The organism is Corynebacterium sp. LK26 (assembly GCF_014335085.1).
Taxonomy (GTDB): Bacteria; Actinomycetota; Actinomycetes; order Mycobacteriales; family Mycobacteriaceae; genus Corynebacterium; species Corynebacterium jeikeium_D.
This window is the reverse complement of the sequence record NZ_PDHB01000018.1, coordinates 195,949-212,945: the sequence shown is the minus strand read 5'-3', so window position 1 is coordinate 212,945 and position 16,997 is coordinate 195,949. Positions and strand designations below refer to the sequence as shown.

The following is a 16,997-nucleotide window of genomic DNA, read 5'->3' as shown; positions in this document are numbered from 1 at the left end:
AGGTCTGAAAAGCAAAGCAGTTTTGCATCTTCCCGATGCCACGGGCGAAGATAGTCCAATGGTCTGGTGGGAAGAAGAAAACTCTGAGTCTGAAATTCAAGTTGGCGATTGGGATGCCGGCATCGCTGCCGACCACGTGTCAGTGAATTCGGAAAACGCATCAGCAACGGAGAACTCGTCCGATCCCTTGGACTTTCCTCCCCTGCCCAATCCGCTAAAGGCATTGCCGGACTCCCTCCCGGAGCTGCTGGTTATTTCCCGCAAGGCCGGTGCCACGCTCGACCACGTCACCAGTTGGCGCGCTGTCACCAAGTTCGCCCACACGCACTGGTTGGCCGACGCGCCTACCAACTCCCCCGATGTCATTGGCGAATTCCACGCACTTAGGCATGCAGTTGCCGACCAACTGGAATTGGTAGAAGAAGCCGCTGCTGCACGCGCCGAGTGGCTGCGCTGGGCAACTGAGGCCAACATCCGCCCCGCGATCTTGCACGCACGCTCCTACGGAGCATTCGCCGAGGCTGAGGCCTTCATCGACGCCAACCCAGGTGATGCCATCACCGGCCGGCGCCCCGAGGACTCCGAAATCCCTGAGCTGATCAGCCTTGCTAAGGACATCGTCGCCACCACTCCACAGCCCGGCGAGGCCTATTACTACCTGGTCAGCGCGGCTGTTGCCGGCGCCGCAGCATCGCTGGCGCGCCGGGCGGAAATCGCCGGTCAGCTCTCTGAATGGTCCGCACGCTGGGCACCAAAGCGAAGCAGTTTCGACGACCGGAAGCTGTTGGAGGCGCAGCTCGCGCACAGCCGTGGTGAGCTGCGCAGGGCCGCCCGCATCGCTGCCAGCGTCGCAGCGGCTCCTCAGTCGGAACCCGTCACCACGACGATTGAAGCGCGCCAATTTCTGGCTTTTCTCTCTCTGGAAGCTGGTGAGGAAGCGGAGGCAATCCGCCAGCTACGCCCAATCGTGCAGGCTGGTCTCGATGCAGGACTCACGGTCGCGGTGCTTCGCAGCGTGCGTCTGCTCTGTGCGCTTCTCAACGCCCACGGCGATTTCGCGGAATCCGCCGAATTTGCCCGCCGCGCGCTCGCCAGCGCCGAGGGCATGCCAGTCAACCCCATCACCATGGATATCCAGCTCGTTTTGGCCCGCAGTCTCCTCGATGCCGACGAGGTTGACGAGGCACTGCGCTTTGCCGAACCAGTTGCGCACTGGTCAGCATTTACTGCCGATGAAGAACGCACCGACGCGGCGTTTTCTATTGCCTCCACAGCCGCGGGGCTCGGCAATAATCCCCGCCAGGCGGCAAAGCTGCTCATCGAACACGGCGAGCACCTTGAACGCAACGGCGATACCAAGGGCGCTGCCAAGGCCTACCGTCAGGCTGCGCGTTCCATCATTCATGTCATTGACCTGGTCATTTCCGAAGAGGGCTCCGAATTCACCGGCGAGATTGTCTCTGAGGACGCTTCCGCCGCCATTGACCACACGCTCAACGAGGCTGAGGACCTTCTGCTGCGTTCTCAGAAGCTCATCTCCGACGACTGGTCACTCGCCGACTGGCACGACGATGCCGCCTACGTCTTCTACTCCGCTGGCCGCGACACGTTGGCTATCAACCATGTGGAAGCCGCCGCGAAGGGCTACCTGCAGTCCGGCGATGGCGAGGAAGCCGCCCGCGCGCTGCTGGCGGGGGTTCGCTACCGTCTCGACGCGGGTGATTCCGACGGAGCCGCCGCCTATGCTCGGCGCGTCGAAGAGCTTCTGCCCCGCGACGTGTGGGAAGGCCATCCTGTTCTCGATGCCCTTGACGTCATCATCATTCAGTCGCTTGACGACGAATACTAGCGCCCCGCCCACTTCGGTACTGGCGGTGACACAAAGTAGAGTGTTAGGTCATGACTACTTCTGGTGATTCCGCGACTTCTAGCCCGCAGCAGCTTTTCGACGCCGCCACGGCATTGGCTGAGGAAAACAACCTCTGGGAAGCAGCCCTAACTCTGATGCAGGGGTTCGAGGAACTCGGCGACAAGGCTGATGCCCCGCAGACCGACAGTCTGGGGCGCCCCATCCGTGGCTCTGCACCAAAGCTGATGGACAAGGCCGCGGATTGGTTGGATCTGCTGGATAACCTGGAAAAAGACGGCTTCGAGCCGACCGCGGACACCCCACCGCGCCACTTGCGCTGGGCGATGTGGCACACCTTGAACGGCCAGGCAGAGATTCGTCGAGGACATCAGGGGCGCGCCATTGATCACCTGGAGTTAGCGGCGGGACTTTTCCAGTCCGACAAGCTCAATATCCAGGCCGTGCCTCTGCTTGCACAAATTGCACAGTGCCACCTGCATTTGGGCGATGTCGGTGCTGCAGAGAAGGCGCTTTACCGCGCACAGGAAACCTGTGATGAGCAATCACGGGAGCGCTGGGGGTCGGCACTAAGCGAGATTGGGGCAGAGATCGCCCGTCGCCTGTAGGCGAAGCTACGAGGCGAAACCGGGGCTGATTCAGCTACTGCTCGTCGAAGTCGAGTCCGACATCGAACACCTTGGCCGAGTGGGTCAGCGCGCCCACAGCCAGGTAATCGACACCACAGGACGCGTACTCACGAGCCACATCGATGGTCAGTCCACCAGAGGACTCCAGCTGGGTGGCCGGAGAAATCTGCGAGCGGCGCTGCACCGCGATCTGGGTCTCCCAGACCTCGAAGTTGTCCAGCATGACGATGTCCGGCTTCATCGGCAGGATTTCATCGAGCTGTGCGAGGGTATCGACTTCCACCTCGCACGGCAGCTCCGGATACTGAGCCCGCACCCTCTTCAACGCACCGGACACGGAACCGACGGCCACCACGTGGTTGTCCTTAATCAGTGCCTCATCGCCCAATGCATAGCGGTGGTTAATTCCACCACCGCAGGTCACCGCATACTTTTCCAGGTTGCGCAGACCCGGCAGTGTCTTTCGGGAATCGCGCACCCGCGCACCGGTGCCAACGATTGCGTCAGCCCACTGGCGCGTCGCAGTAGCTACACCACTGGCGTGCGTGAGGATATTCAGCATTGTCCGCTCAGCAGTCAGCAACCCCCGAGTCGGCGCAGAAATCGTTGCCAGCACTGTGCCAGGACGCACCAGGGTGCCATCTTCAACGTGCTTTTCGACGGTGAACTCACCCGAGATGACCTCCTGCAGCGTCCACTCCACCGCATCGATAGCCGCGATAACGCCCTCTTGCCGGGCCACCAGCCGGGCGCGTGCCTGCGCAGCTGCCGAGACTGTCGACAGCGAGGTCACATCCGGCCCGAAGCTCATATCTTCCTGCAGTGCCGTCCGAATGAGTCCGCGGGTGATGTTTTCGTTCAGCACCCCGCGCAGAGTGTCCTTCTCAAGAGTCATGGCTAGCTAATCCCTGTCCTTTTCAAACCAAGTGTGGCACCCCAAAGTATATGGTCGTGCCAATGCCGCTTCGACAACTTTCCTTGCGGCTACGACCTGAACCGATTGCGGGAGCCGATCGATAACCGCCAAAGCCTGCCGCAAACTCTGCTCATTGCGCGTTACACCAGCACCTTCCTGCATCGCCGTCTGCAACCGGAAAAGCTGGCGCGGTTCCAGTTCCGGCCGTGGCTGCGGCAGGCCTTCAACCGCCGCTGCGAATTCCTCGTCCCCGACCGGCACAGCGTGTGTTTCAGCGACTTTTTCGGCCACCCGCTTGCCGACGACCAGTCCTTCCAGCAACGAATTGGAAGCCAACCTGTTGGCACCGTGCAGCCCCGTCGCGGAGCATTCACCGGCTGCAAAGAGACCCGGCACGCAAGTTGCACCGAATGGGTCGACGGCAATGCCACCACAGGTGTAGTGGACCGCCGGGGCCACGGGAATGAGGTCCTTGGTCGGATCAATCTCCGCTGCGGTCAGGCCCGCTGTAATCGTCGGAAAGCGGACGGCGAAGTTGTCGATGTGACGTGCGTCGAGGAAGACATGGTCCTCGCCGAGCTGGCGCATGCGAGTCGCGATGGCGCGCGAGACGATATCGCGCGGAGCCAGGTCCCCGCGAGGGTCAACGCCGGCGGTCACACTGTTTCCCCGGGAATCGACGAGGATGGCTCCTTCACCACGGACAGCCTCGCTGATGAGATGGCGTCGGCCGGTGCCGTCTGATGCCGAGCGCTCGTCATAGAGCACTGTCGGGTGGAACTGGATAAACTCCATGTCACGAATCTCCGCGCCAGCGTCGGAGGCCATGCCGATAGCCTCACCGCGGGCGCCCGAGGGCGCCGTGGTCGCGCGATAAATATGCCCCACGCCACCGGTAGCCAGCAGAGTTGCACCTGCGCGAATAGCGCCGCCACCGCGGGGATCCGCTACCAGCGCCCCCAGCACGCGGCCGTCTTTGCCAACGATGAGCTGGCGCGCTGTAGCGTTCTGCAGTACTCGCACGCCGGTAACTGAGGCTTCTAGGGCGCGCTCAATTTCAGCACCAGTGGCGTCACCACCGGCATGAATGATGCGCCGCGCGTGGTGTCCGCCCTCTTTGGTGCGGGAATATACGGCCGGGTTATCCGGCGCCGGGTCAAATGTGCCGCCTAGCCCAATCAGCCACTCGGTCGCCGCAGCGCCGGCACGGATGATAGAAGCCACGGCCCCTTCATCGCAGTGGCCGGCACCGGCATCGAGAGTATCCGCGATGTGGGAATCAGTGGTGTCATCGAACCCATTGGCCACATGGCCGCTGGGGTCGTCGTCAAGCCCGACGACCGCGAGCCCGCCCTGTGCGAGATTCGTGGCGGCATCGGCGAAACGCAGCTGTTTGCGGGCACCGACCCGCCACTCGACGCTGTCGATAACCAGCACGTCGAGGCCGAGCTCAAGGGCCCTACGCGCAGCACTGAGCCCTGCGACTCCCCCGCCGATGACGAGGAAGTCACACGTCAGTGTCCAACTGTCGAATGATGGGCGCAGACCAAACGTGTTACTCGCCTCCGCCTGGGTTACCGATGGCGATCATGCGCTCGACAGAAGCGCGTGCCTTGTCGGCGACATCCGGCTCGACATCGACTTCATCAGTGCCCTCAACGAGGCAGCGCAGCAGAGCCGCCGGAGTGATGAGCTTCATGTACGAGCAGGAAGCGCGGTCGTTGACCGGCTCAAAGTCGACATCCGGCGCGGCCTTGCGCAGCTGGTGGAGCATGCCCACCTCAGTGGCCACGAGCACCTTGCCGTTGGGCTTGTTCTCCTTCAGCTTCTGCGCCTCGGTCAGCATCTCGCCGGTGGAGAGCATCTGCACGCGCTCGGGCTCGATGGTGCCTTCACCTGCGAGGTAAATCGCAGAGTTCGCGCAACCGCACTCCGGGTGAATGAACAGCTGCGAATCGGCGTTCTCTTCCGCGCGGTGCGCGAGTTCCTCACCGTTGATGTTGGCGTGGACGTGGCACTCACCAGCCCATACCTTGATCTTGTCGCGGCCGGTCTCACGGCGGACGTGTGCGCCGAGGAACTGATCCGGGTTGAACAGGATCTCCTGGTCTTCCGGGATGGACTTGACCACGTCGACGGCGTTGGAGGAAGTACAGCAGATGTCGGTCAGAGCCTTTACGTCTGCCGTGGTGTTGACGTAGCTGACTACCAGTGCGCCGGGATTCTCTGCCTTCCACTCGGCCAGTTCATCTGCGGTGATGGAGTCCGCCAGGGAGCAGCCGGCGCGCTCGTCCGGAATAAGGACGGTCTTCTCTGGGCTCAGAATTTTGGCGGTTTCCGCCATGAAGTGGACACCACAGAAGACGATGACGTCGGCATCGGTTTCCGCAGCGATGCGGGAAAGTCCGAGGGAGTCGCCTGTGTAATCGGCAATATCCTGAATCTCCGGCAGCTGGTAGTTGTGCGCAAGAATTACGGCATTGCGTTCGCGGGCGAGGCGCTTAATCTCCTGGGCCCAGCGCTCATCTGCAATTACGCCACCGTAGCGGCCATCTTTATCGACTACCGATTCGTACAGATCCGATTCAAGGCGCGGCAGGCTGGAAGCATTGGCCGCAAGGCTGGTATTCACGGAAAACTACGTCCTTACTTCAATGGGCTGTGGCTACGACCGGAGAAAACGCCGTCACCGTTACCGGCAACGGTCTCCGGAGGCATTCGCAGCGGACTCAAACGGGCAAGTGCAAGAGACCTAAGCTCGCCACACAATATCGAAAAAGCCCCTAATCGGGGCGAATACTGACATCGAGGACGAACCTATTTCCCAAAATTGTAAGGCTTGTATAAGCCTATTTCCCAATAACTACCCCTGTTCAGTAGGAATTAGTGCTTTACGACGGCTCCCGCGCAGAACCTCACCGTCTCACTTAGTGACCGAATCTGCGTCCGCAGCATTGTCTGCAGCGCTCTCGTTGCCTTCCGTGAAGTCCGTTTGGAACAGCACCCGGGACCACAGTGCGAGCATGGCAACCAGTGGCGCGACCAGCAGTGCTACATAGGTTTTGAAGTCTGGAATCACCGAGAACTTATCGCCCGGCTGCATTCCCGCCAGATCCGGCTGGAGCAATGCCGCAACCGACTGACCGACGAGGTACGTCACTGCTGCGCTCATCAACGCGGAGAAACCTGCCCATCCAATTGCCGTGAGCATCTGCACAGGAGTCGTGATGGCACGGTTTCGGAAGGTAGTAATTCCCAGCACCAGGCCGCTGATGGCAGTGACAGCAACAAACCAGAGCAGCCCGATAAAACCAGCGTCAACGGTTTCCTGAATAATCGCCAGTTGGTTATCTGGGAGCATTTGCACCTGCTGCTTGGGGCGCAGGAATGCCCAGGCCACTCCGGCTATCGTTCCCGTTACAACGGAGAAGAGAACAATACCCGAGGCCATTGCCACGCTCTGCTTTTCAACGTGCGGGACTCGGGTATTTTTCATGGTCATAGTTGACTAACTTACCTCACGGCGCACATCCAGTACTAGCGTGCCCGAATGGCGCACTAGCACAACCAGCGCCTTTTATCGCTGCTCCAACATAACGGAGTCCACTTCGCCGTGGCGCGAGCACTTTGCAGTCCAGCCGTCCGGACGCACCTGCACCACCATCCGGCGCCCACAGAGCTGGCAGAATCGAGGCGCCTCCAGTCCAGCTTTTGCACCATAGGAGCGTTCGCGCACTTCACCAGCTTCGAGGTCGGCGCCGGTAAAAGGATCGAACTTGGGATCGTCTCCCAGCACCATGGCCTGGAGCAGCTCCGTGGAGTCGACTTTCTTACCCCGCGTCGCACGCGGGCTAGATGTCCGAGGCTTAGACAGTTGCATTGAGGGCCTTAATTGGAAGTCGTACCTTGCCAAGCATGTCCAGATCCTGCTCCGCCGGACGGCCCAGCGTGGTCAGGTAATTACCGACAATGACAGCGTTGATACCGCCGAGCAGCCCCTTTTCTGCGCCCAGGTCGCCCAGGGTGAGCTCACGACCACCAGCAAAACGCAGGATGGTCTTCGGCAGAGCCAAGCGGAAGGCACCGATGGCACGCAGTGCGTCCTTGGCTGGCATCGGCTCGCGACCGGCGAACGGAGTGCCCGGACGCGGGTCGAGGAAGTTCATCGGCACCTCGGTCGGGTTGAGCTCCGCCAGGTCCTGAGCGAACTCGGCACGCTGCTCAAGGGTCTCTCCCATACCCAGGATGCCGCCACAGCAGACCTCCATACCGGCTTCGCCGACCATACGCAGGGTGTCATGACGTTCTTCCCAAGTGTGGGTGGTCACGACCTGCGGGAAGTAGCTCTTGGCGGTCTCGAGGTTGTGGTTGTAGCGGTGAATACCAGCCTTGGCCAGGCGATCCACCTGCTCCTGCGTCAGAATGCCCATAGAGGCGGCCACATTAATGTCCACCTCTGCCTGAATGGCGGCGACGGCCTGTTCCATCTGGCTGAGCAGTCGCTCGTCCGGCCCCTTTACTGCAGCAACGATGCAGAACTCAGTCGCACCCGACTTTGCGGTCTGCTTAGCGGCGTCCACCAGCGCCGGGATATCCAGCCATGCCGAACGCACCGGGGACTCGAACAGACCCGACTGCGAACAGAAGTGGCAGTCCTCTGGGCAGCCGCCAGTCTTCAGCGAGATAATGCCTTCAACCTCGACCTCTTCGCCGCACCACTTCAAGCGCACCTCGTGAGCCAGCGCCAGCAGATCCTCGATGCTGTCGTCATCGAGATTGAGAACTGCCAGGGTCTCCTCATAGTTCAGCCCCTCACCGCGGCCGAGCACCTTTTCTCGGGCGAGTTCCAAAATGTCCTGCTGCTGTTGAGTCATGGGGGTGACGCTCCTTGAGGCTGGGGATAAAACTTGAACACCGTTTCAGAAGTTGTTCAGTTATCAAACTTAATACCGCAGCTACAGAATGTCGAACAGGGTTCAATTCCCGTCGTGTCGCGGATTTACGCTCCGCATCTCAGCCTTAAGGCATCTTCCAGATGATTCTTCTTTCGTCTACGGTAGGCAGTGTGCAATTGACCAAGGACATCATTGTCGACGCAGCTCTTACCATTCTCAACGAGTACGGACTCGGCGATCTCACGATCCGCCGCCTGACTCGCCACTTGGGTACCGCCGCTGGCGCAATGTACTGGCACTACCCTTCCAAGCAGGCACTGCTGGGTGCCGTCGCTGACCGCATCTTGGCTCCCTGCACAGAGTTTTCCGCCACCGGCGATTGGCGTGCCGACATCGAAGCCGTCGCCGAGCTGCTCTACTCCTGCCTCACCGCTCATCGGGATGGCGCCGAGGTCGTCTCGGCCGCACTCGCTACGGGCACCGCCACGATTCGCCCCGAACAACTGCTTGCCGACGCCCTGGAGAATGCACCCGAAACCTCCATTAACACCCCCTCAGCGGCTGATACCGCGTCTGTCCTCGTGTACTTCATTCTCGGTGCGACAGTCGACCAGCAGACAGCCATCGCGCTTGACCTGAACGGCGCCAAGGGCGTTTCCAACAAGGGCGACACCAGTGGCGAGAACGCCGATGATAAGGATCTTGAGGTCGAGACTTCCTCTGAAGATACTGCTGCACAGGCAAAAGAGCTCGGCCGCCAGCGCATTGCACTGGGAACCGAGCTCTTTATCGCCGGAATTGCGGGGGTTGCGGGGACTAAGGGAATCGCAGGTCATTAAGCCCCGCTGGAGCAATCACACTCACGGTCAAGCCGCGGCGCTAGAGCACCAGAGCTGCTACCCAACCAGCTGCCAGCAGCGGCAGGTTGAAGTGCAGGAAGGTCGGAATAACCGAATCGCGAATGTGGTCGTGCTGCCCGTCGGCATTGAGACCCATCGTCGGGCCGAGCGTCGAGTCCGATGCCGGCGAACCAGCATCGCCCAGAGCACCTGCAGTACCAATGATGGCGACGGTAGCCATCGGCGAGAAGCCCAGCGATACACACAACGGCACATAGATGATGGCGATAATCGGCAGCGTCGAGAAGGACGAACCAATACCCATCGTGACCACCAGACCAACGACCAGCATGGCGAATGCAGCGGCAGGCTTGTTGCCCGCAAACAGCTCTGCAGTAGCGGTCACCAGTGGCTCGACCTGGCCGGACTCCGACATCACCGAGGCGAAGCCCTGTGCGGAAATCATGATGAAACCAATCAGGGCCATCATCTTCATACCGGCGGTGAACACGTCGTCCGCCTCACGCCAGCGCACGGCACCGGTGAGCATGAAGATTGCCAGACCAGTGAGTGCACCAATCAGCAATGGATCGGCATCGGTCTCCATAGAATTCATCACAATCTGGACGACGAAGGTCACCACAATTGCAACGAGAGCAACGATAACTCGGTACTTCGACACCGGTTCGTCAGACTGGGTTTCTGCGTGTGAGGACTGGGCAATCGGCCGATCTTCGTAATGCCGTGGCTTCCGGTAGGAGAAAAATACGGCAATGGCCAGACCCGACAACATACCGAGAGCCGGGATGCCCATCGTCATCATGATGTTGATATTGGAAACATCAAGACCAGCATTCTCGATATTCCCCAGCAGAATGTCGTTCAGGAAGATAGAACCGAATCCGACCGGAACCCACATGTAGGTGGTGATCAAACCGAAGGTCATCACACTGGTGATCATTCGGCGGTCGATGTTGAGCCGGTTAAACACCGGCAACAGCGGCGGAATAATCAGCGGGATAAACGCGATGTGAACTGGGATGAGGTTCTGCGACATAATCGCCATGGCCAAAATGCCGGCGACCATACCCCACTTGGTCCATGCTTCTGCCTTAGATTTAGCGCCTTCATCCTCTGTGCCAATCTTGGCAATCAGCCAATCGGCCAGCAATTTGGGCAGCCCAGAGGACGCCACTGCCATGGCAAAGGCACCCAGCATGGCGTAACTCAGGGCAATCTTCGCACCACCAGAGAGGCCTTCCTGGAAGGCAACCATTGTGGCATCGAGCCCCATACCGGCGGAAAGACCACCGACCAAGGCGCCAATAAACAGCGCTAGCACAACGTGTACCCGGCAGACCGCCAGGATTAGCATCACCAAAACGGCGAGAAGAACGGGATTCATAAGGAAAATATTAAGGCAACCTTAAGTATTTCCAGCAACCGGGGCTAGAAAGATTTCACCCCAAAATCTTTACACCCCGGCTAATGCGACTAATCAATCGAGACGAGTCCCTGGCCGCCCTGCACCGCGTCGCCGACTTCGACATGAATAGAGCCGACGGTGCCTGCAGCCGGGGCCGTAATCTCGGTTTCCATCTTCATTGCCTCGAGAATGAGCAGCACCTCCCCGGCCTCAATCTTCTGGCCTTCCTCGACCAAAATCTTGCTGACCGAACCTGCCAGTGGCGCCACCACCGAATTGGCGGAGACACCCGAGACACTAGCGGTGGCCGGCTCAACGGAAGCGCTAGACGACCCACCCAAAACGATGGGCGAAAGACGCTTGGGCTCCTCAACTACTTCAACGTCGACATCGTAGGCAATGCCGCCGACAGTCACTTTCAATTTCATGGCTCAACAATCCTCACGTAGCAAAAGTCAATGAGTCAGGCTCAAATAAGTCGGTTATCGAAAATTTCCAACTAACGCAGGTTGCGCTGCTGCTGGATCTGGCGGCCCTGCGCAGCCCACGTCTTGTGGCGGTTGTAACGAATTGCCTTCACCTTGCCGCGATTGCCTAGGTACGCAGACACCGCTGCCGAAATGGCGATGACAGTGTCCTCGGGGATATCTGCGTCCACGCGTTTGCGCAGTTCAGCCAACTCGCTTTCTGCCTGATTCAGGCGTGCGGTGGCCTTCTGCAAGCTTGTCGAGGTCGCATCCAACCGGTCGGTCAGTTCAGCGACGAGCGCTCGCAGCTCCTTAATCTCACTGATGCTGTCCGACATTACTGTGGCCCCAATCCGTGCTTCTTGGCCGGGCGAACCTCACGCTTGTTACGCAGAACCGACAGTGCGTCAGCCACACGCAGGCGAGTTTCCGCCGGGTCAATCACGTCGTCGACCAGTCCTCGCGAGGCAGCGACATACGGCGTCGAGAAGCGTGTCTTGTAATCGGCGATACGCTCGTCGCGCACGCGCGCCTGCTCTTCCTCGTCGCCCGCGGCCGCAATTTCCTTTCGGAAGACCACGTTGACCGCGCCTTCTGCGCCCATCACCGCAATTTCTGCGGTCGGCCATGCGAATACGTAGTCCGCGCCGAGGTCCTTCGAGCACATCGCCAGGTACGCACCGCCGTAGGCCTTACGCATGACGACGGTCACCTTGGGCACAGACGCTGCGGAGTATGCGTAGAGCATCTTTGCGCCGTGGCGGATGATGCCGCCGTGTTCCTGGGTGACGCCCGGCATGAAGCCAGGAACGTCAACCAGGGTGACCAGCGGGATATTAAAGGCGTTGCAGAAGCGGATGAACTTTGCGCCCTTGTCCGAGGAATTGATGTCCAGCACACCGGACATCACGTTCGGCTGGTTGGCGACAAAGCCCACGGTACGGCCCAGAACTCGACCAAAGCCGACGACCAGGTTGGTGGCGAAACCCGCCTGGCACTCGAGGAAGTCGCCATTGTCGGCGATACGGATGATGACCTCGCGGACGTCGTAGCCCTTTTTGCCGTCCACAGGGACGATGTCGCGGAGCTCTGGATCCGGCTCGGCATCGAATACCGGATCAACAACCGGCGGCTCTTCTGTGTTGTTCTGTGGCAGGAAGCTTAAGAGCTTCTGCGCAATTAGGATGGCCTGCTCGTCATCGTCGGCAACGAAGTCGATATTACCGGCCTTAGCCATGTGCGCATCAGCGCCACCGAGCTGCTCGGAGGTGACTTCCTCGCCGGTCACAGACTTAATAACGCCCGGACCGGTGATGAACATCTGTGCCTTGCGAGTCTGAATGATGAAGTCCGTCAGCGCTGGCGAGTAGGCAGCGCCACCAGCACATGGACCTGCAATGATGGAAATCTGCGGCACCAGACCGGACAGCCAGACATTGTTGTAAAAGACCTGGCCGTAGCCCGACAGAGAGTCAATCCCCTCTTGAATGCGAGCACCACCGGAGTCGTTGATAAACACGAACGGAGTGCCGTTGTCGGCAGCGGCACGCATAGTGGCTGCAACCTTGCGGGACTGCGTTTCACCAGCGGAGCCACCCATGACTGTGAAGTCCTGGGAGGCCACGTGCACTGCCCGGCCGAGAACCGCGGCAGTGCCGGTGACCACACCGTCGGCAGGCGCATCGGCGGTATCCATGCCGAAGTCGGTGGTGCGGTGAGTCATGAACATGCCGGTTTCACGGAAAGTGCCCTCGTCGACGAAGTTGTCGATACGCTCGCGGGCAGTCATCTTCCCACATTCGTGCTGCTTTGCCTGCCGGGCTTCACCGCCACCGGCCTCAACACGGCGACGCTGAGCATCCAAATAATCCAGGCGCTCCGCCATCGAGGCGTCGACGCCCGGCGCGACGGCATCCGCCGAAGTCGGCTGGTTTGCTGAACTTTGCGACATTGCTATCTCTTCTCCCGATGTTCCTAGGCGGGTTCCACCTGGACGGTCTGCGAGCGACCGCCGACGGTGACCTTGTAGCGAATTGGCTCGCGAATGGCATTGGCTGCACCAGAGGCCTGCTCTGCCTCGCGCTTGAGCTGTTCGACAGTCTTACCGACGTTCTTCGGCCCTTCGCCGCGCGTGGTGAAGAATCCCGGTGCGACAGATGGGAACAGTGCGTTGGTCAGGACGTCTTCCGCGGTGCCGTTGTAACCGTCGAGCTCCTTGGCCTGCTCGACCAGGTCGTCCCACTCTGGCTCGAGGAGATCAGCCGGACGAACCGTGATTTCTTCCTTCTTGGTCTGCTCCGCTGCCTGCTTGATCAGCTCTGGGTTGCGCTCACCCGGGCACTGCCCGTAATAGCCGAGCATGAGGTCGGCGAACTCAGCCGTCATAACCTTGTAGCGTCCCATCAGTACGTTAAACACAGCTTGCGTGCCGACGATCTGCGAGCTCGGAGTCACCAGCGGCGGGTAACCGGCGTCCTTTCGGACAATCGGTACTTCACGCATGACCTCTTCGACGCGGTCGCCCGCGCCCTGGGCCTTGAGCTGGTTTTCCATGTTCGACAACATGCCGCCAGGAATCTGCGACATGAAAATGTCGGTATTGACCAGGGTTTTCGACTCGAACTCTGCGTACTTCGGACGCACCTTGCGGAAGTGGTCACGAATGGTGATCAGATTATCCATGTTCAGGTCGGTGGTGTAGTCGGTTCCCTCCAACATTTCCACCAGCGACTCGGTCGGGTTGTGTCCCGGCCCCAGCGACATCGACGAAATTGCTGTGTCCACGACATCCGCACCAGCTTCGATGGCCTTCATCAAAGTCACCATGGTGACACCGGTGGTCGAGTGACAGTGGACGTTAATCTGGGTGTCCTCGCCGTAAGTTTCCTTGATGCCACGGATGATGTCGTAAGCCGGCTGGGGTTTCAGCAGCGCTGCCATGTCCTTCAACGCAATGGAGTCCGCCCCCATATCCAGTAGACGACCAGCGAGCTTAACGTACCCGTCGACGTCGTGAAGCGGAGACGTCGTGTAGCAGATCGTGCCCTGCGCGTGCTTGTCGACGTTCTTGACCGCGCGCATGGCGTGCTCGAGATTGCGTGGATCGTTGAGGGCGTCGAAAACACGGAATACGTCCATGCCGTTTTCAGCGGACTTTTCGACGAACTTGTCAACCACCATGTCCTCGTAGTGGCGGTAGCCGAGGAGATTCTGACCGCGCAGCAGCATCTGCAGGCGGCTGTTCGGCATCAGTTTGCGGAATGTCCGCAGTCGCTCCCAGGGGTCTTCGTTGAGGAAGCGAATGCAAGCGTCGAAGGTTGCGCCACCCCAGCACTCCACACTCCAAAAACCGGCCTTGTCCATTTCTTCACAGACATCGACCATGTCTTCCATAGCCATTCGCGTTGCCATGAGGCTCTGATGAGCGTCTCGGAACGCTACTTCCGTTACACCAATGGTTCGTGGACTCATAATTCCAAAAGTAAAGGCCTTTGGGAATCTTCGCGCGTTGGTGACCGCGAATATTGGGGATTCGGCGCCCACCAAGGTGCGTTTAGAGTGTCAAATTGCCCACTTGCAGGGTTAAATACTTATTTTCGCGCGAACTTTACACGCTTAACCGTTCAACTCGACTTTTTGTCTGGGGGTCGTTTTTGCGAAGTGCGCTCGACGAATAGGACGGTTTGCGCGCCCACACGGGACTGAAAATGGCTCATGTTTTTTACAAAGCGGTTAAGGTAGTCACATGAACCAAGCAAATACAGTCGGCGATTATCAAGTATGGCCGGGTGAGCCTTACCCGCTCGGATCTACCTACGACGGCGCTGGCACCAACTTTGCGCTCTTTTCCGATGTTGCGGAAAAGGTGGAGCTTTGTCTGATTAGCGCCGAAGGCGAAGAAACACGCATTGCGATGGAAGAAGTCGATGCGCATATCTGGCACTGCTACATCCCGTCCATCATGCCGGGTCAGCGCTACGCCTACCGTGTACACGGCCCATTCGATCCGGCAAACGGTAAGCGTTGTGACCCCAACAAGCTGCTGGTCGACCCATACGCCAAGGCTTTCGACGGCGAATTCGACGGTCACCCATCACTGTTCAACTATGACATTCATGACCACTCGAAGCGCAACACCGAGGACAGCCTGGGACACACCATGACCTCCGTGGTCATCAACCCATTCTTCGACTGGGGCGCTGACCGCGCACCTCGCACGCCGTACAACGAGACCGTGATTTACGAGGCCCATGTCAAGGGCATGACCATGACTCACCCGGAGATTCCGGAGGAGCTACGCGGTACCTATGCCGGTCTCGCTCATCCGGCGATCATTGACTACCTCAAGGACCTTGGTGTCACGGCTATCGAACTGATGCCTGTCCACCAGTTCCTCCAGGACGACCACCTGCGTGAAAAGGGGCTGCGCAACTACTGGGGCTACAACACCTTCGGCTTCCTGGCGCCACACCAGGACTACTCGGCTTCCCAAAAGCCAGGCGGCGCAGTCAGCGAGTTCAAGGGCATGGTGCGCGCATTTCACGATGCGGGGATTGAGGTTATCCTCGACGTGGTCTACAACCACACCGCTGAGGGCAACCACATGGGCCCAACCATCTGCTTCCGAGGCATCGACAACGAGGCCTACTACCGTTTGGTCGAGGGTGACCGCCAGCACTACATGGACTACACCGGCACCGGTAACTCCCTGAACGTGCGCCACCCGCACTCCCTGCAGCTGATTATGGATTCGCTGCGCTACTGGGTCTCCGAGATGCATGTCGACGGCTTCCGCTTCGATTTGGCCTCCACCCTGGCTCGAGAATTCCACGATGTGGATCGCCTCTCCGCCTTCTTTGACTTGGTGCAGCAGGATCCGATTGTCAGCCAGGTCAAGCTCATCGCAGAGCCGTGGGATGTCGGCGAAGGCGGCTACCAGGTCGGTAACTTCCCACCGCAGTGGACTGAATGGAACGGTAAATACCGCGACACTATCCGCGACTTCTGGCGCGGTGAGCCATCCACGCTCGGCGAGTTCGCTTCGCGTATCACCGGTTCCTCGGACCTGTATGCAAACAATGACCGCCGCCCAACTGCGTCGATTAACTTCGTGACCGCGCACGACGGTTTCACTCTCAACGACTTGGTCAGCTACAACGAGAAGCAGAATATGGCCAACGGCGAGGACAACCGCGACGGCGAGTCCCACAACCGTTCGTGGAACTGCGGTGTGGAAGGCCCGACCGACGACGAGCGCGTTCTTTCTCTGCGCTCCCGTCAGCATCGTAACTTCCTGACCACTCTCCTACTGTCCCAGGGCACTCCGATGATTAGCCATGGCGACGAAATGGGACGTGGCCAGAAGGGCAACAACAACGTCTACTGTCAGGACAACCGTTTGTCATGGGTGGACTGGAATCAGACTCGTACTAACTCTGAACTGGTCGAATACACCCAGTTCCTGACTGAACTGCGTGCAGAACACCCAGTCTTCCGGCGCCGCCGCTTCCTGCGCGGTGGCCCGCTCGGTGCGGAAACCGATGATCGTGACATTGCCTGGCTGACCTATGAGGGTCGTGTCATGACTACCGATGACTGGAACTTCGACTTCGGCAAGTCGTTGATGGTCTGGCTCAACGGCGATGCCATCACTGAACCTGATCGCCGAGGTCACCGGATTGAAGATGACTCCTTCCTCCTGTGCTTCAACGCCCACCACGAGGACATCATGTTCCAAATTCCGGGCACCGAATACGCACACAGCTGGGAAGTCATCATCGACACCACAGAGATTACGGGTCGACCGACTCGCGAGCGCATCGTTGAGCCGGAAGGCGAGCTACGCGTGCCGGCCCGTTCGACCATCGTGCTGATCGAGCGACACTAGCCGCGTCCGCGTTGGGTCCTACACAAAAATCCCCTGTCGGCGGAAGACTTTTCTTCCACTGACAGGGGATT

Annotated in this window: 15 protein-coding genes; 4 read left to right on the top strand and 11 right to left on the bottom strand. The window is 59.5% G+C overall.

What is annotated here, in order from left to right:
* The first annotated feature begins 22 nt into the window (after nt 1-22).
* Both CRD13_RS10530 and CRD13_RS10525 read left to right on the top strand, forming a co-directional pair.
* Complete coding sequence (locus CRD13_RS10530; RefSeq protein WP_246822200.1) at nt 23-1,849, top strand: hypothetical protein; 1,827 nt, start codon at nt 23-25, stop codon at nt 1,847-1,849.
* A 50-nt stretch (nt 1,850-1,899) separates the two neighbouring features.
* Nucleotides 1,900-2,475: a hypothetical protein gene (locus CRD13_RS10525; protein WP_048734664.1), complete on the top strand. Its 576-nt coding sequence runs from the start codon at nt 1,900-1,902 to the stop codon at nt 2,473-2,475.
* Nucleotides 2,476-2,509: 34 nt separating this feature from the next.
* Here CRD13_RS10525 and nadC read toward each other — a convergent pair whose 3' ends face one another.
* The 6 genes from nadC to bioB all read right to left on the bottom strand — a co-directional run bounded on the left by nadC (nt 2,510) and on the right by bioB (nt 8,286).
* Entirely contained in the window at nt 2,510-3,391 is an 882-nt protein-coding gene (nadC, locus tag CRD13_RS10520; RefSeq protein ID WP_048734667.1) for a carboxylating nicotinate-nucleotide diphosphorylase, read from the bottom strand.
* Nucleotides 3,392-3,397: 6 nt separating this feature from the next.
* Nucleotides 3,398-4,909, bottom strand: coding sequence for an L-aspartate oxidase (locus CRD13_RS10515; RefSeq protein WP_242451346.1), 1,512 nt, complete (start codon nt 4,907-4,909; stop codon nt 3,398-3,400).
* A gap of 58 nt (nt 4,910-4,967) precedes the next feature.
* Nucleotides 4,968-6,044 carry a quinolinate synthase NadA gene (nadA, locus tag CRD13_RS10510; RefSeq protein WP_049170297.1) on the bottom strand — a complete coding sequence of 359 codons (1,077 nt, stop codon included), beginning with the start codon at nt 6,042-6,044 and terminating at the stop codon, nt 4,968-4,970.
* 291 nt (nt 6,045-6,335) lie between these two features.
* The gene (locus CRD13_RS10505) at nt 6,336-6,914 is read right to left on the bottom strand and encodes a hypothetical protein (RefSeq protein ID WP_048734676.1); all 579 of its coding nucleotides are present in this window, start codon (nt 6,912-6,914) and stop codon (nt 6,336-6,338) included.
* 75 nt (nt 6,915-6,989) lie between these two features.
* Nucleotides 6,990-7,292, bottom strand: a complete 303-nt coding sequence (locus tag CRD13_RS10500; RefSeq protein WP_048734678.1) for a hypothetical protein — start codon at nt 7,290-7,292, stop codon at nt 6,990-6,992.
* A complete protein-coding gene (bioB, locus tag CRD13_RS10495) occupies nt 7,279-8,286 on the bottom strand; it encodes a biotin synthase BioB (RefSeq protein ID WP_016422961.1) in 1,008 nt (335 codons plus the stop codon). Before bioB ends, CRD13_RS10500 begins: the two co-directional genes overlap by 14 nt.
* A gap of 161 nt (nt 8,287-8,447) precedes the next feature.
* Between bioB and CRD13_RS10490 the strand changes: the two genes are divergently transcribed.
* The gene (locus CRD13_RS10490; protein ID WP_239271831.1) at nt 8,448-9,146 is read left to right on the top strand and encodes a TetR family transcriptional regulator; all 699 of its coding nucleotides are present in this window, start codon (nt 8,448-8,450) and stop codon (nt 9,144-9,146) included.
* 40 nt (nt 9,147-9,186) lie between these two features.
* Here the strand turns inward: CRD13_RS10490 and CRD13_RS10485 are convergent, their stop codons facing one another.
* The 5 genes from CRD13_RS10485 to CRD13_RS10465 all read right to left on the bottom strand — a co-directional run bounded on the left by CRD13_RS10485 (nt 9,187) and on the right by CRD13_RS10465 (nt 14,510).
* Nucleotides 9,187-10,551 carry a Na+/H+ antiporter family protein gene (locus tag CRD13_RS10485; protein ID WP_187401583.1) on the bottom strand — a complete coding sequence of 455 codons (1,365 nt, stop codon included), beginning with the start codon at nt 10,549-10,551 and terminating at the stop codon, nt 9,187-9,189.
* Nucleotides 10,552-10,640: 89 nt separating this feature from the next.
* Nucleotides 10,641-11,000 carry a biotin/lipoyl-containing protein gene (locus tag CRD13_RS10480; RefSeq protein WP_016422964.1) on the bottom strand — a complete coding sequence of 120 codons (360 nt, stop codon included), beginning with the start codon at nt 10,998-11,000 and terminating at the stop codon, nt 10,641-10,643.
* A gap of 71 nt (nt 11,001-11,071) precedes the next feature.
* Nucleotides 11,072-11,377 (bottom strand): hypothetical protein, encoded by a 306-nt coding sequence (locus CRD13_RS10475; RefSeq protein WP_187401582.1) that lies wholly within the window; start codon nt 11,375-11,377, stop codon nt 11,072-11,074.
* Nucleotides 11,377-12,990 (bottom strand): acyl-CoA carboxylase subunit beta, encoded by a 1,614-nt coding sequence (locus tag CRD13_RS10470; RefSeq protein WP_187401581.1) that lies wholly within the window; start codon nt 12,988-12,990, stop codon nt 11,377-11,379. Before CRD13_RS10470 ends, CRD13_RS10475 begins: the two co-directional genes overlap by 1 nt.
* A gap of 23 nt (nt 12,991-13,013) precedes the next feature.
* A complete protein-coding gene (locus tag CRD13_RS10465) occupies nt 13,014-14,510 on the bottom strand; it encodes a methylmalonyl-CoA carboxytransferase subunit 5S (RefSeq protein WP_070841042.1) in 1,497 nt (498 codons plus the stop codon).
* 274 nt (nt 14,511-14,784) lie between these two features.
* Between CRD13_RS10465 and glgX the strand changes: the two genes are divergently transcribed.
* A complete protein-coding gene (glgX, locus tag CRD13_RS10460) occupies nt 14,785-16,926 on the top strand; it encodes a glycogen debranching protein GlgX (protein ID WP_187401580.1) in 2,142 nt (713 codons plus the stop codon).
* The last annotated feature ends 71 nt before the right edge of the window (nt 16,927-16,997 follow it).